Source organism: Enterococcus sp. DIV0703 (genome assembly GCF_051711065.1).
Taxonomy (GTDB): Bacteria; Bacillota; Bacilli; order Lactobacillales; family Enterococcaceae; genus Enterococcus_B; species Enterococcus_B hirae.
In genome coordinates, this window is sequence record NZ_JBIOLX010000001.1 from 94158 (window position 1) to 108524 (window position 14367).

Below are 14367 nucleotides of genomic sequence, written 5' to 3' on the forward strand. Positions count from 1 at the left end.
TCAGTGGGTCAAAAAGTACATCCAATTGGAATGCGTGTAGGCATCATCCGCGACTGGGATGCTAAATGGTATGCTGAAAAAGAGTATGCAGAGTTCTTACACGAAGATTTAAGAATCCGTAAATTTATTTCAACTAAACTTGCTGATGCTGCTGTATCAACAATTGAAATCGAACGTGCTACAGGCCGTGTTAACATTTCAATTCACACAGCAAAACCAGGTATGGTTATTGGTAAAGGCGGATCTGAAGTCGAAAACCTAAGAAAAGAATTAAATAAATTAACTGGTAAAAGAATCCATATCAACATCGTGGAAATCAAAAAACCAGATCTAGATGCAAAATTAGTAGGTGAAGGAATCGCACGTCAATTAGAAAATCGTGTTGCTTTCCGTCGCGCTCAAAAACAAGCCATCCAACGTTCAATGCGTGCTGGCGCTAAAGGGATCAAAACTCAAGTATCTGGACGTCTAAACGGTGCGGACATCGCTCGTTCAGAAGGATACTCAGAAGGAACTGTTCCTCTTCACACATTACGTGCGGATATTGATTACGCATGGGAAGAAGCAGATACAACATACGGAAAACTAGGAGTTAAAGTGTGGATCTATCGTGGAGAAATTCTTCCAACTAAAAAAAACACTGAGAAAGGAGGGAAATAATCATGTTAGTACCTAAACGTGTAAAACACCGTCGTGAATTCCGCGGAAAAATGCGCGGGGAAGCCAAAGGTGGTAAAGAAGTAGCATTCGGTGAATACGGTTTGCAAGCTGTTGATTCACATTGGATCACTAACCGCCAAATCGAAGCTGCTCGTATCGCAATGACTCGTTACATGAAACGTGGTGGGAAAGTATGGATTAAAATTTTCCCTCACAAATCTTATACTGCCAAAGCAATTGGGGTACGTATGGGTTCTGGTAAAGGGGCACCTGAAGGATGGGTTGCACCAGTAAAACGTGGTAAAATCATGTTTGAAATTGCAGGCGTGTCTGAAGAAGTGGCTCGTGAAGCGTTACGTCTAGCTTCTCACAAATTACCAATGAAAACTAAGATCGTAAAACGTGAGGAAATGGGTGGTGAATCGAATGAAGGTTAAAGAAATCAGAGAATTAACCACTGCCGAAATGCTTGATCAAGAAAAACAATTAAAAGAAGAATTGTTTAATCTTAGATTCCAATTAGCAACAGGTCAATTAGAAAACACTGCACGTATTAAAGAAGTACGTAAATCGATTGCACGCATCAAAACTGTATTGCGTGAACAAGCTAAGTAATTATGGAAGGAGGCCATTAAGCGTATGACTGAAGAAAGAAATCAACGCAAAGTTTATCAAGGTCGCGTGGTATCTGACAAAATGGATAAAACCATTACAGTTTCTGTTGAAACAAAGAAAAACCACCCTATCTATGGCAAACGCATGAACTATTCTAAGAAATACAAAGTGCATGATGAAAACAACACAGCTAAAGTTGGCGACATCGTGAAAATTATGGAAACTCGTCCATTATCAGCTACAAAACGTTTCCGTTTGTTGGAAGTAGTCGAAGAAGCAGTTATTATCTAATAACACGAGATTTTCCTATATAGATTGAATGCAAAATCTGAAAGGAGGATACACAACGTGATCCAAGCAGAAAGTCGTTTAAAAGTCGCTGATAATTCAGGCGCACGTGAAATTTTGACGATCAAAGTCCTTGGTGGTTCTGGTCGTAAAACTGCTAACATCGGTGATGTGATCGTTGCTACGGTTAAACAAGCAACGCCAGGTGGGGTTGTCAAAAAAGGTGACGTCGTAAAAGCCGTTATCGTTCGAACAAAATCAGGAGCTCGTCGTACAGACGGTTCATATATTAAATTTGATGAAAATGCTGCAGTGATTATTCGTGATGATAAAAGCCCTCGTGGAACGCGTATCTTTGGGCCGGTTGCACGTGAACTACGTGAAAACAACTTCATGAAGATCGTTTCACTAGCACCAGAAGTTTTATAATCTTGAGACACTTATCAAAGGAGGTGCGAAACAGTTATGTTTGTTAAAAAAGGCGATAAAGTTAAAGTTATCACTGGAAAAGACAAAAATAAAGAAGGCGTTGTATTAGCAGCGTTTCCGAAAAAAGATAAAGTCATTGTCGAAGGTGTGAATGTTGTTAAAAAACACCAAAAACCTTCTCAAGCTGCTCCTCAAGGTGGAATTGTTGAGATGGAAGCACCAATTCATGTTTCTAACGTGATGGTGATCGACTCTACTGGCGTAGCTGGCCGAGTTGGCTACAAAGAAGTAGATGGCAAAAAAGTCCGCGTTTCTAAAAAAACCGGTGAAGTTTTAGATAATAAATAAGTTTAAGGAAGGAGGGGCTTACTGAATGAACCGCCTAAAAGAAAAATATCTTAAAGAAGTAACTCCATCATTGATGGAAAAATTTAACTATAGCTCTGTTATGCAAACACCTAAAGTTGAAAAAATCGTCATCAACATGGGTGTTGGTGATGCGGTATCAAACGCTAAAAACTTAGATAAAGCAGTTGAAGAATTAACTTTGATCACTGGACAAAAACCAATGATTACTAAAGCTAAAAAATCAATCGCTGGATTCCGTTTACGTGAAGGAATGCCAATTGGGGCAAAAGTTACCTTGCGCGGAGAAAGAATGTACGAATTTCTAGACAAATTGGTTTCAGTTTCTCTACCACGTGTACGTGACTTCCATGGTGTAAGTAAAAAAGCCTTTGACGGTCGTGGAAACTATACTTTAGGTATTAAAGAACAATTGATCTTCCCAGAAGTAGATTACGATTTAGTAGATAAAGTACGTGGTATGGACATCGTTATTGTAACGACAGCTAACTCAGATGAAGAATCTCGTGAGTTGTTGACACAATTAGGCATGCCATTCCAAAAATAATTAAAGGAGGCGAACTACGTGGCTAAAAAATCAATGATTGCTAAAAACAAACGCCCTGCAAAACATTCAACACAAGCTTACACTCGTTGCGAACGTTGCGGACGTCCACATTCAGTTTATCGTAAGTTCCATCTTTGCCGTATTTGCTTCCGCGAACTTGCCTATAAAGGTCAAATTCCCGGCGTGAAGAAAGCTAGCTGGTAAAAAAGTAAATTCGCATAAGAAGGAGGTAAAAGATCAATGGTCATGACAGATCCAATTGCAGATTTTCTAACTCGTATCCGTAACGCAAACATGGTTAAACATGAGTCTTTAGAAGTTCCTGCATCAAAAATTAAACGTGACATCGCTGAAATCTTAAAACGTGAAGGTTTCGTTCGTGATGTTGAATATATCGAAGATGACAAACAAGGCGTGATCCGTGTTTTCCTAAAATTTGGTAAAAACGGCGAACGTGTTATCACTAACTTAAAACGTATCTCTAAACCAGGTTTGCGTGCTTATGTCAAAGCTGACGAAGTACCAAAAGTATTGAACGGTTTAGGTATCGCAATCATTTCGACTTCTGAAGGTGTTGTTACTGATAAAGAAGCTCGTGAAAAAAATATCGGCGGCGAAGTTATCGCTTACGTATGGTAATCAACTAGAATTTACAAGGAGGTGTCTTTAAGTGAGCCGTATTGGAAATAAAGTTGTTGTGATCCCTGAAGGAGTAACAGTTACTCAAGATGGAAACAACATTACAGTTAAAGGACCTAAAGGTGAATTAACACGTACTTTCTCTTCTGATATCAAAATGAATATCGAAGGAAACGAAGTGACTTTCACTCGTCCAAATGACAGTAAAGAAATGAAAACAATCCATGGAACAACTCGTGCTAACTTCAACAACATGGTTGTAGGTGTTAGTGAAGGATTCCAAAAAGCATTAGAATTGATCGGGGTTGGGTACCGTGCGCAATTACAAGGATCAAAACTTGTCTTGAACGTAGGTTACTCACATCCAGTAGAAATCACACCACCAGCTGGCGTAACTGTTGAAGTACCAGCTAACACACAAGTAATTGTTAAAGGTGCGAACAAAGAAGAAGTTGGCGAATTAGCTGCGAACATTCGCGGAACTCGTCCTCCAGAACCTTATAAAGGTAAAGGTATTCGTTATGTTGGCGAATATGTACGCCGTAAAGAAGGTAAAACTGGTAAATAGTTTAGAAAAATTGCATAGAAGCCAGCAGCAGGAAAAAAGGATTTTGCAGAAGTTTACCTTCATTCAAAAGAAATTTAACTTGTGCCGCAGCTTCTATTTTTCGAGACTTTGGTGTTTCTGCCTAAGTGCAGTACAATAAAATTAAAGAGGTGACAATTGTGATTACAAAACCAGATAAGAACAAAACACGTCAGAAAAGACATCGTCGTGTACGTAACAATATCTCTGGTACTGCTGAGCGCCCACGCTTGAACGTTTTTCGTTCTAACAAAAACATCTACGCTCAAATTATTGATGACGTAGCGGGTGTAACGCTAGCAAGTGCCTCTACCTTGGATAAAGAAATTTCAGGTGGAACAAAAACAGAAGCAGCACAAGCTGTCGGTAAATTAGTTGCTGAACGTGCAACTGAAAAAGGCATTAAAGTAGTAGTCTTTGACCGTGGTGGATACCTTTACCATGGCCGTGTGCAAGCTTTAGCTGAAGCTGCTCGCGAAAATGGACTAGAATTTTAGGAAAAGGAGGAATACCATTCATGGTTTATATCGATCCAAAACATTTGGAATTAGAAGACCGCGTTGTTGCAATTAACCGTGTAACGAAAGTTGTTAAAGGTGGACGTCGTCTACGTTTTGCTGCTTTAGTTGTTGTCGGTGACAAAAACGGACATGTAGGATTTGGTACTGGTAAAGCACAAGAAGTACCTGAAGCAATCCGTAAAGCAATTGAAGATGCGAAGAAAAACTTAGTTGAAGTACCTATGGTTGGTTCAACAATCCCACACGAAGTCATCGGTGCTTTTAGTGGTGGTAGAATCCTAATGAAACCTGCTGTTGAAGGTTCTGGGGTTGCTGCTGGTGGACCAGTTCGTGCCGTATTGGAATTAGCAGGGGTAGCAGATATCACTTCTAAATCTTTAGGTTCAAATACACCAATCAACGTTGTTCGTGCAACTGTTGAAGGTTTGAAACAATTGAAACGTGCAGAAGAAGTTGCAGAACTTCGCGGCAAATCAGTTGAAGAATTAATCGGATAAGGAGGACAAAAATAATGGCTGAATTAAAAGTTACTTTAAAACGCAGTATTATCGGACGTCCTCAAAACCAACGTGATACAGTAAAAGCGTTAGGTCTTACAAAGATTAACAGCTCAGTGGTTAAACCTGCTAATGAAGCAATCAAAGGCATGATCAACACTGTTTCTCACTTGGTGGACGTTGAAGAAATCTAATTAAACAAACCTAGTATATAGTAAGAAATATGAACTAGAATATTAAGGAGGTGCCAAACCTATGAAACTTCATGAATTAAAACCTGCAGAAGGTTCACGACAAGTACGTAACCGTGTTGGACGTGGTACTTCTTCTGGTAACGGAAAAACTGCTGGACGTGGTCAAAAAGGTCAAAAAGCTCGTTCAGGCGGTGGTGTACGTCTAGGATTTGAAGGGGGTCAAACTCCATTATTCCGTCGTTTACCAAAACGTGGTTTCACAAACGTGAACCGCAAAGATTATGCAGTCATCAACCTTGATGTCCTAAATCGTTTTGAAGATGGTGCTGAAGTAACTCCAGTTGCTTTAGTAGAAGCTGGAATCGTGAAAAACGAAAAATCTGGAATCAAAGTATTAGCTAACGGTGAGTTAACTAAGAAATTGACTGTGAAAGCCGCAAAATTCTCTAAGGCAGCTGAAGAAGCAATCGTTGCTGCTGGTGGGTCAATTGAGGTGATCTAATGTTCAAACTGTTAAAAGATGCTTTTAAAGTAAAAGACATTAGATCCAAAATCCTATTTACTGTTTTTGTTCTATTTGTATTTCGCTTAGGTGCTCATATCACTGTGCCCGGAGTAAATGCTAGTTCATTGCAAAACCTTTCTTCTTTGCCTTTTTTCAACATGTTGAACTTGGTGAGTGGTAGTGCGATGCAAAACTTCTCCATCTTCTCAATGGGGGTTTCGCCTTACATTACAGCTTCGATCGTTATCCAATTGTTACAAATGGATATCGTGCCACGTTTTGTTGAATGGTCAAAACAAGGGGAGGTTGGTCGTAAGAAGTTGAATCAAGCAACTCGATACCTGACATTAGTATTGGCATTTGTCCAATCTGTTGGGATCACTGCTGGATTTAACCAATATGCTCAACTAGGTTTTGTGAATAACCCTAACGTTTCAACCTATGTTACTATCGGTCTGATTTTGACTGCGGGTACAATGTTTGTCACTTGGTTAGGAGAACAAATCACAGAAAAAGGAATCGGTAACGGAGTATCAATGATCATCTTTGCAGGGATCATTTCTCGACTTCCTGAAAGTGTAAAAGAAATTTATGAAGACTATTTCGTAAATATCAATCAATCAGATATCTGGAAATCTGCAATTTTCATTGCTATTTTAATCGTTGCAATCTTATTGATCGTAACGTGCGTTACATTTTTCCAACAAGCTGAACGCAAAATCCCAATTCAATATACGAAACGTGTAGCAGGGGCGCCAACAAGTAGTTATCTACCGTTGAAAGTCAATGCGGCTGGGGTTATCCCGGTTATCTTTGCAAGTTCGTTTATTGCGACACCTAATGCGGTTTTACAAGCATTGAGTGGAAGATTTGGGGCTGAAAACTGGTATAAAATAATGATGCAGATCTTTAACTATAATACTGCACCTGGTGCAACTATTTATACGATCTTGATCGTCGCATTCACATTCTTCTATGCTTTTGTTCAAGTAAACCCTGAGAAATTAGCGGAAAACTTACAAAAACAAGGAAGCTATATACCAAGCGTACGTCCTGGTAAAGGAACTGAAGAGTATGTCTCAAGCTTATTGATGCGTTTAAGTACAGTCGGTGCGATTTTCCTTGGTTTAGTGGCTTTATTACCGATCATTGCTCAAATGATTTGGAATCTGCCTCAGTCCATTGGGTTAGGTGGTACTAGCTTACTGATCGTCATCGGTGTAGCTTTAGAAACTGCGAAACAGTTAGAAGGCTTAATGCTGAAACGTAAGTACGTTGGATTTATCGAGTAAGAAAGCGTGTTGAGGTTTTTCCTCAACACACGTTCTCACATTTATTAGGAGGGAAAACAATGAACCTCATTTTAATGGGGCTACCAGGCGCAGGTAAAGGAACACAAGCAGAAAAAATCATTGATGCTTATCATATTCCTCACATCTCAACAGGAGACATGTTCCGTGCAGCAATGCAAAATGAAACAGCTCTTGGCTTGGAAGCAAAGTCTTATATTGATAAAGGTGAATTAGTTCCTGATGAAGTAACAAATGGAATCGTGAAAGAGCGCTTAGCTGAACCTGATACGGAAAAAGGCTTCTTATTAGATGGTTTTCCCCGTACACTTGAGCAAGCAGAAGCGCTAGATGCAATGTTAAAAGACTTAGACAAAAAAATTGATGCAGTCATCGATATCCATGTTGGTGAAGATGTATTGGTTGAGCGTTTAGCTGGCCGATTCATTTGCAGCAATTGTGGAGCAACTTATCATAAAATTTTTAACCCTACAAAAGTTGAAGATACATGTGATCGTTGTGGTGGGCATGAATTCTATCAAAGAGAAGATGATAAACCTGAGACGGTTAAAAATCGTCTGGCTATCAACATCAAAAATAGTGAACCAATCTTGGCCTATTACAAAGAACAAGGTTTGCTAAACACTATCGATGGTGATCGTGAAATCGATGCTGTATTTACTGATGTCCAAAAAATTATTGAAAAATAGCACGATTGCCCGTAGCCGACTTGCATTAAGCAGTTACTCTTGTCAAGTTCAATAAATTATGATAGAATATGTCAGTCCGACTTCTAGAGAAATCCTCTAGATGATCCATTTTGAGAATTTTGAGGTGGGAACTGCAGTTTCCGCCATTTTATCGTGTGAAAATGCGAAACAAGTACAAGGAGGTACTGTGCGTGGCAAAAGAAGATATGATTGAAGTCGAAGGTACAGTCGTCGAAACTTTGCCGAATGCAATGTTTAAAGTTGAACTAGAAAACGGACACCAAGTTCTTGCTACTGTTTCAGGTAAAATCCGTATGCATTACATCCGTATCTTACCTGGTGACAAAGTGACGGTTGAATTGTCTCCGTATGATTTAAACCGTGGCCGTATTACTTATCGCTTTAAATAATTGTACTCCGTAAAACTACAGGAGGTATTATCATGAAAGTAAGACCATCAGTAAAACCAATGTGCGAACATTGTAAAGTAATTCGTCGTAAAGGACGCGTTATGGTGATTTGCCCAGCAAATCCAAAACATAAACAACGTCAAGGATAATTGGAGGTGCAATAAATATGGCTCGTATTGCAGGAGTAGATATTCCTCGTGATAAACGTGTAGTAGTTTCTCTTACTTATATCTATGGTATTGGTAACACTACTGCTAAAAAAATCTTAGCTGATGCTGGTGTATCTGAAGATGTTCGTGTTCGTGAATTAACGAATGAACAAACAGATGCTATCCGTGCAGAAGTAGATAAATTAAAAGTTGAAGGTGACCTTCGTCGTGAAGTGAACTTAAACATCAAACGTTTGATGGAAATCGGTTCATACCGTGGAATCCGTCATCGTCGTGGATTGCCTGTTCGTGGACAAAACACGAAAAACAATGCACGTACTCGTAAAGGTCCAGCTCGCGCTATCGCTGGCAAGAAAAAATAATTCTTAAGTGAAGGAGGTTAGAACTTCATGGCAGCAAAAAAAGTGAATCGTAAACGCCGTGTGAAAAAGAATATAGAAGCAGGTATTGCACATATCCATTCTACATTCAACAACACTATCATCATGATCACTGATACTCACGGGAATGCATTAGCGTGGTCATCAGCTGGTTCATTAGGCTTCAAAGGAAGCAAAAAATCAACTCCTTTTGCCGCTCAAATGGCAGCAGAAACAGCTACAAAAGCAGCAATGGAACACGGATTAAAAACTGTTGAAGTAACAGTTAAAGGACCTGGTTCTGGACGTGAAGCAGCAATTCGTTCATTACAAGCTACAGGTTTAGAAGTGACTGCAATTCGTGACGTGACTCCAGTTCCTCATAATGGTGCCCGCCCTCCAAAACGCCGTCGTGTTTAATGAGTGCCGCTCATTTTGAGTTCTATTAGTAACGTCATTGAACAAGACACTTTTCGTTTTGAAAGGGGTAAAGATAAGAATGATTGAGTTCGAAAAACCAAGAATCGCAAAAATTGATGAAGAAAAAGATTATGGCAAGTTCATCGTTGAACCTCTTGAAAGAGGATATGGGACTACTTTAGGGAATTCCCTACGTCGTATTTTATTATCTTCTTTGCCAGGTGCTGCCATCACTAATATTCAAATCGATGGTGTACTGCATGAATTCTCTACCATTAAAGGGGTAAGAGAAGACGTCACTCAAATCATCTTGAACATTAAAGGCTTAGCACTTAAAATGTATGGTCAAGAAGAAAAAACCCTTGAAATCGATATTACCGGACCTGCTACAGTAACTGCTGGCGATATTATCGTTGATAGTGAGGTAGAAATTCTTAACAAAGATATGTACATCTGTAGCGTCTCTGAAGGAGCTACGTTCCACGCTCGCTTAACAGTGAAGCCAGGACGTGGTTATGTTCAAGCAGATGAAAACAAAAAAGAAGATATGCCAATTGGTGTACTTCCAGTCGATTCAATCTACACGCCAGTTCGTCGTGTGAACTACCAAGTAGAAAACACTCGTGTTGGACACCGTGAAGATTTTGATAAATTGACGATGGAGATTTGGACAGATGGTTCAATCGAACCGTTGGAAGCAATGAGTTTATCTGCAAAAATCATGACAGAACATTTAGACATCTTTGTAAACCTAACTGATGAAGCTAAAAATGCTGAAATCATGGTCGAAAAAGAAGAAACACAAAAAGAAAAAATGTTAGAAATGACAATTGAAGAATTAGACTTGTCTGTTCGCTCTTATAATTGTTTGAAACGTGCAGGAATCAATACTGTACAAGAACTTACAAATAAATCTGAGCCAGAAATGATCAAAGTCCGTAACTTAGGACGTAAATCATTAGAAGAAGTGAAAGCTAAATTACACGACTTAGGTTTAGGTTTACGTAAGGAAGATTAAAACCTTTTACGAAGGAGGGAAACCAACGTGAGTTATCGTAAACTAGGACGCACATCTAGCCAACGTAAAGCGATGTTGCGTGATTTAACAACTGACTTATTAATTAACGAACGTATTGTGACTACTGAAGCTCGTGCGAAAGAAGTTCGCTCAACTACAGAAAAAATGATCACTTTAGGCAAACGTGGAGACTTACATGCACGTCGTCAAGCTGCGGCTTTTGTACGTAATGAAGTTGCTAGCGTACGTGAAGAAAATGAGGACATCGTCATTGAATCAGCTTTACAAAAACTATTTAATGATATTGCACCTCGTTATGCTGAACGTCAAGGTGGCTACACTCGTATCTTGAAGACAGAACCAAGACGCGGTGATGGTGCACCAATGGTTGTCTTAGAACTTGTCTAAAATCACACTAATAACATCACTTTATAGATGATTCTTTTAGAGTGTTATGATGTTGGAAGTTAACTCTTCCGAGTCTAGCTCAGCGCTACTCCCCAAATCTATCGGTTTGGGGAGTATGCACTCATCATAAAGTGTTTTTTTGTACCTTCAATTACCTGTCAAGACATCTAATTGAAGGTGTAAAAAAACACTTTAATTAAAACGGAAACAATTGAAAAATCAGGTGTTTTTTGATAGTGTTAGTAGGAACTTAGGATGGAGAAGGAGTAATTATGGAGCCAATAATTGAATTAGGAAAGATTAATTACAAATATCAACCTGATGACCCTCGTCCAGCATTAAAAGACATTTCATTTACCATCAAGCAAGGTGAGTGGATCGCAATCATCGGACATAATGGATCAGGGAAATCAACACTTGCAAAAACAATCAATGGGTTGCTTCTACCAGAGTCTGGTATTGTGAAAGTTGGCAATCAAACACTTAATGAAGAAAATATCTGGTCGATCCGTCGAATGGTTGGAATGGTTTTCCAAAATCCAGACAACCAATTTGTTGGATCTACTGTTGAAGATGATGTTGCTTTTGGTCTTGAGAACCAAGGTATACCTAGAGAAGAAATGGTGATCCGTGTACAAGATGCGCTAGAAAAGGTACGTATGATCGATTTTGCCAAACGTGAACCAGCAAGACTTTCTGGTGGACAAAAACAACGAGTAGCCATTGCTGGAGTCGTAGCTCTACGTCCAGATATTATTATCTTAGATGAAGCTACTAGTATGCTTGATCCAGAAGGTCGTGAAGAAGTGATTTCTACGATTAAAAAAATCAAAGACGAAAGTAATTTGACCGTCATATCTATCACTCATGATATCGATGAGGCAGCAAATGCCAATCGGATATTAGTGATGAAACAAGGAGAATTAGTCAATGAAGGCACACCAGAACAAATCTTTTCTGCTGGCCCAGAATTGATCAATTTAGGGTTAGATCTTCCTTTTCCTGAAAAATTGAAAAGCGCCTTGAAGCAACGAGGAATTGATGTTCCTAGTGAATATATGACAGAAGAAAGGATGGTGGAATGGTTATGGACATCCGTTTTGAAAAAGTAGATTTCACCTATCAACCAAACACACCATTCGAACAACGTGCATTATTTGATATTGATTTAATGATTAAAGAAAATAGCTACACAGCCTTAGTCGGGCATACTGGAAGTGGGAAATCAACCTTACTGCAACATTTGAATGCGTTGATTAAACCTACCAGCGGGATCGTACATATTGGCGATCGACAAATCAAGCCCGATACGAATAATAAAAACTTAAAACCCATTCGTAAAAAAGTAGGTATTGTTTTTCAGTTTCCTGAAGCCCAATTATTTGAAGAAACGGTAGCAAAAGATATTGCTTTTGGACCAAAGAACTTTGGTGTCAGTGAGGAAGATGCACGAGATTTAGCTAAAGAAACATTAGCACAAGTTGGTTTAGATGAAACTTACTTAGAGCGTTCTCCTTTTGAATTATCAGGAGGACAAATGCGTCGAGTAGCGATTGCAGGTGTACTTGCTATGAAGCCGGAAGTACTAGTATTAGACGAACCAACGGCTGGACTTGATCCTCAAGGTCGAAAAGAAATGATGGATATGTTCTGGCGACTGCACAAAGAACAAAAAATTACGATCGTATTGGTCACTCATTTAATGGATGATGTGGCAAATTACGCTGATTATGTTTATGTCTTAGAAAAAGGTAGGATTGTAAATAGCGGTCAACCTCATGCAGTTTTTCAAAATCTATCTTGGCTCAAAGAAAAGCAATTAGGTGTTCCGACTGCGACAGAATTTGCGGAAAAGCTGAATAGTCGAACAGCGCTTTTTTCCGAACTTCCAATCACTGCAGATGAATTAGCAGATCAGCTCGTAGCATTAGTAGGGGGACAACCTGATGATGAATAAATTAATTTTTGGTCGATACATGCCTGGAGATTCTTTGATCCATCGATTAGACCCTCGAGCAAAGTTATTAGCAAGTTTCTACTTTATTGGAATTATTTTTTTGGCAAATAATTGGCAGACTTATGCGTTATTAGCTGTTTTCACTTTACTTGCTGTCTTTCTCTCAAAGGTAGATTTCAAATTTTTCATCCGAGGCATCCGTCCTTTGATCTGGTTGATTTTATTTACAGTGGCACTCCAAGTATTATTTACTAGCGGTGGTGCTACCTACTGGAGTTGGGGAATCTTCAATATTACGGAGTTCGGTGTAATGAATGGGCTGTTTATTTTTTGCCGATTTGTACTAATCATTTTTATGTCTACCTTATTAACATTAACGACTCCACCTTTGGAATTATCTGATGCGATTGAGTATTTACTTCGCCCATTAAAAGCAGTTCGCTTTCCGGTGCATGAAATTTCGTTGATGCTTTCGATTGCTCTACGATTCGTACCAACGTTGATGGATGAAACAGAGAAAATCATGAATGCACAACGAGCTCGTGGGGTTGATTTTGGTGAAGGAAGTCTAGTCCAAAAAATGAAAGCAGTTATTCCTTTACTGATTCCTTTGTTTGTTAGCAGTTTTAACCGGGCAGAAGATTTAGCGACTGCCATGGAAGCAAGAGGATACCAAGGTGGTGAAGGAAGAACAAAGTACCGCATACTGCATTGGCATCAACGAGATACGATGGTCCTTGTTGTTTTTGTCTTGATGACCATTGCATTAGTCTTTTTAAGAAGTTGATGAGTAGGTGAAAGTATGACACGTTATAAAGCAATTATTGCCTATGATGGTACCCATTTTAATGGTTTTCAGAAGCAACCAAATGGTCGTACTGTCCAAGAGGAAATGGAAAAAACGCTAAAGAAAATGGCCAATGGAAAAGAGATCACTGTCTTTGGTTCTGGCCGTACTGATGCAGGGGTCCATGCGATGGGGCAAGTGATCCATTTTGATTACCCTGAAGAACGACCTTTAGAACGTATGCGTTTTGCATTAGATACGCAATCGCCAGAAGATATCGCAGTTAAAGCCGTTGAGATCGTTTCAGATGATTTTCACGCGCGCTATTTAGTAAAAGAAAAAACTTACCAGTTTCGGGTCGATATTGGAAAACCACGCAGCCCGTTTCGTCGGCATTACGCAAGTTATTTCCCCTATCCACTTGATTTATCGAAAATTCAACGAGCATTGCCTGACTTAATAGGTACACATGATTTCACTTCTTTTTGTGCTTCTGGAAGTTCAATCGAGGACAAAGTAAGAACGATCTATGAAGCAAAGATGGAAGTCAATGAGGCCGGGGATGAGTTGTTATTTACTTTTCGTGGGAATGGTTTCTTGTACAAGATGATTCGGATCCTTGTCGGTACGTTGCTGAAGATTGGGAACGGACGACTTTCAGAGGATAGTATACCCGAAATCATTGCGAAAAAAGATCGAAATGCTGCAGGTCCCACAGCTCATCCAGAAGGGTTATATCTGTATGAAGTGGTGTATGATTAATAAAGACCTTTCATTCATACGTTTCGTTTAGAGAAAAAATATTTCTCTAAACGGAACGTTTTTTTATTTTTTTATGAGTTTTAATTCTCCAAAAAATAATAACAGTAACAAAATATTACTAGCATCTAAGTAGCTAAATGATCAATTTTATAGAAATATAAAATAACTATTATTTAAAATAACAATCGAAATAACATAAAGTATATAAAAAAGAAAAAGTTGTTGCTAAA

Annotated in this window: 26 protein-coding genes; all 26 read left to right on the top strand. The window is 39.0% G+C overall.

Annotation, left to right across the window (positions count from 1 at the left end; translation table 11 throughout):
• Positions 1-3 precede the first annotated feature (3 nt).
• The 26 genes from rpsC to truA all read left to right on the top strand — a co-directional run bounded on the left by rpsC (position 4) and on the right by truA (position 14137).
• Entirely contained in the window at positions 4-660 is a 657-nt protein-coding gene (gene rpsC / locus IGK81_RS00470; RefSeq protein WP_010720446.1) for a 30S ribosomal protein S3, read from the top strand.
• Between the two features lie 2 nt (positions 661-662).
• Positions 663-1097: a 50S ribosomal protein L16 gene (gene rplP, locus IGK81_RS00475; protein WP_010720445.1), complete on the top strand. Its 435-nt coding sequence runs from the start codon at positions 663-665 to the stop codon at positions 1095-1097.
• Complete coding sequence (rpmC, locus tag IGK81_RS00480) at positions 1087-1275, top strand: 50S ribosomal protein L29 (protein WP_002288664.1); 189 nt, start codon at positions 1087-1089, stop codon at positions 1273-1275. The genes rplP and rpmC overlap by 11 nt, the downstream gene beginning before the upstream one ends.
• 24 nt (positions 1276-1299) lie before the next feature.
• The gene (gene rpsQ / locus IGK81_RS00485; RefSeq protein WP_010720444.1) at positions 1300-1566 is read left to right on the top strand and encodes a 30S ribosomal protein S17; all 267 of its coding nucleotides are present in this window, start codon (positions 1300-1302) and stop codon (positions 1564-1566) included.
• Between the two features lie 57 nt (positions 1567-1623).
• Positions 1624-1992 (top strand): 50S ribosomal protein L14, encoded by a 369-nt coding sequence (rplN, locus tag IGK81_RS00490; RefSeq protein ID WP_002288669.1) that lies wholly within the window; start codon positions 1624-1626, stop codon positions 1990-1992.
• 36 nt (positions 1993-2028) lie between these two features.
• Positions 2029-2340 carry a 50S ribosomal protein L24 gene (rplX, locus tag IGK81_RS00495; protein WP_010720443.1) on the top strand — a complete coding sequence of 104 codons (312 nt, stop codon included), beginning with the start codon at positions 2029-2031 and terminating at the stop codon, positions 2338-2340.
• Between the two features lie 25 nt (positions 2341-2365).
• A complete protein-coding gene (gene rplE / locus IGK81_RS00500; protein ID WP_002288671.1) occupies positions 2366-2905 on the top strand; it encodes a 50S ribosomal protein L5 in 540 nt (179 codons plus the stop codon).
• 18 nt (positions 2906-2923) lie between these two features.
• Positions 2924-3109: a type Z 30S ribosomal protein S14 gene (locus IGK81_RS00505; protein WP_002356214.1), complete on the top strand. Its 186-nt coding sequence runs from the start codon at positions 2924-2926 to the stop codon at positions 3107-3109.
• A 36-nt stretch (positions 3110-3145) separates the two neighbouring features.
• Positions 3146-3544 (top strand): 30S ribosomal protein S8, encoded by a 399-nt coding sequence (gene rpsH, locus IGK81_RS00510; RefSeq protein ID WP_002288675.1) that lies wholly within the window; start codon positions 3146-3148, stop codon positions 3542-3544.
• A gap of 31 nt (positions 3545-3575) precedes the next feature.
• Positions 3576-4112 (top strand): 50S ribosomal protein L6, encoded by a 537-nt coding sequence (gene rplF, locus IGK81_RS00515; RefSeq protein ID WP_010720442.1) that lies wholly within the window; start codon positions 3576-3578, stop codon positions 4110-4112.
• A 158-nt stretch (positions 4113-4270) separates the two neighbouring features.
• Positions 4271-4627: a 50S ribosomal protein L18 gene (rplR, locus tag IGK81_RS00520; protein WP_005880747.1), complete on the top strand. Its 357-nt coding sequence runs from the start codon at positions 4271-4273 to the stop codon at positions 4625-4627.
• Positions 4628-4647: 20 nt separating this feature from the next.
• The gene (gene rpsE, locus IGK81_RS00525) at positions 4648-5148 is read left to right on the top strand and encodes a 30S ribosomal protein S5 (RefSeq protein WP_002288681.1); all 501 of its coding nucleotides are present in this window, start codon (positions 4648-4650) and stop codon (positions 5146-5148) included.
• A 14-nt stretch (positions 5149-5162) separates the two neighbouring features.
• Positions 5163-5342, top strand: a complete 180-nt coding sequence (gene rpmD / locus IGK81_RS00530) for a 50S ribosomal protein L30 (RefSeq protein WP_010720441.1) — start codon at positions 5163-5165, stop codon at positions 5340-5342.
• A gap of 61 nt (positions 5343-5403) precedes the next feature.
• Positions 5404-5844 (top strand): 50S ribosomal protein L15, encoded by a 441-nt coding sequence (gene rplO, locus IGK81_RS00535; protein WP_010720440.1) that lies wholly within the window; start codon positions 5404-5406, stop codon positions 5842-5844.
• Positions 5844-7139, top strand: coding sequence for a preprotein translocase subunit SecY (gene secY / locus IGK81_RS00540; RefSeq protein ID WP_010720439.1), 1296 nt, complete (start codon positions 5844-5846; stop codon positions 7137-7139). The genes rplO and secY overlap by 1 nt, the downstream gene beginning before the upstream one ends.
• Positions 7140-7198: 59 nt before the next feature.
• On the top strand, positions 7199-7846 hold the full coding sequence (locus tag IGK81_RS00545; protein ID WP_010720438.1) for an adenylate kinase: 648 nt from the start codon (positions 7199-7201) through the stop codon (positions 7844-7846).
• A gap of 191 nt (positions 7847-8037) precedes the next feature.
• Positions 8038-8256 carry a translation initiation factor IF-1 gene (gene infA / locus IGK81_RS00550; RefSeq protein ID WP_002288695.1) on the top strand — a complete coding sequence of 73 codons (219 nt, stop codon included), beginning with the start codon at positions 8038-8040 and terminating at the stop codon, positions 8254-8256.
• 32 nt (positions 8257-8288) lie between these two features.
• Positions 8289-8405 (top strand): 50S ribosomal protein L36, encoded by a 117-nt coding sequence (gene rpmJ, locus IGK81_RS00555; RefSeq protein ID WP_002288710.1) that lies wholly within the window; start codon positions 8289-8291, stop codon positions 8403-8405.
• A 17-nt stretch (positions 8406-8422) separates the two neighbouring features.
• The gene (gene rpsM, locus IGK81_RS00560; RefSeq protein WP_002288713.1) at positions 8423-8788 is read left to right on the top strand and encodes a 30S ribosomal protein S13; all 366 of its coding nucleotides are present in this window, start codon (positions 8423-8425) and stop codon (positions 8786-8788) included.
• Between the two features lie 27 nt (positions 8789-8815).
• A complete protein-coding gene (gene rpsK / locus IGK81_RS00565) occupies positions 8816-9205 on the top strand; it encodes a 30S ribosomal protein S11 (protein ID WP_002288714.1) in 390 nt (129 codons plus the stop codon).
• A gap of 79 nt (positions 9206-9284) precedes the next feature.
• A complete protein-coding gene (locus IGK81_RS00570) occupies positions 9285-10223 on the top strand; it encodes a DNA-directed RNA polymerase subunit alpha (protein ID WP_005880735.1) in 939 nt (312 codons plus the stop codon).
• 27 nt (positions 10224-10250) lie between these two features.
• Complete coding sequence (gene rplQ, locus IGK81_RS00575; protein WP_005880733.1) at positions 10251-10631, top strand: 50S ribosomal protein L17; 381 nt, start codon at positions 10251-10253, stop codon at positions 10629-10631.
• Positions 10632-10903: 272 nt separating this feature from the next.
• Positions 10904-11743: an energy-coupling factor ABC transporter ATP-binding protein gene (locus tag IGK81_RS00580; protein ID WP_034697737.1), complete on the top strand. Its 840-nt coding sequence runs from the start codon at positions 10904-10906 to the stop codon at positions 11741-11743.
• A complete protein-coding gene (locus IGK81_RS00585) occupies positions 11719-12588 on the top strand; it encodes an energy-coupling factor ABC transporter ATP-binding protein (RefSeq protein ID WP_034697740.1) in 870 nt (289 codons plus the stop codon). The genes IGK81_RS00580 and IGK81_RS00585 overlap by 25 nt, the downstream gene beginning before the upstream one ends.
• On the top strand, positions 12578-13375 hold the full coding sequence (locus IGK81_RS00590; protein ID WP_010720435.1) for an energy-coupling factor transporter transmembrane component T family protein: 798 nt from the start codon (positions 12578-12580) through the stop codon (positions 13373-13375). Before IGK81_RS00585 ends, IGK81_RS00590 begins: the two co-directional genes overlap by 11 nt.
• Positions 13376-13390: 15 nt before the next feature.
• Entirely contained in the window at positions 13391-14137 is a 747-nt protein-coding gene (gene truA, locus IGK81_RS00595; protein ID WP_010720434.1) for a tRNA pseudouridine(38-40) synthase TruA, read from the top strand.
• Positions 14138-14367 lie beyond the last annotated feature (230 nt).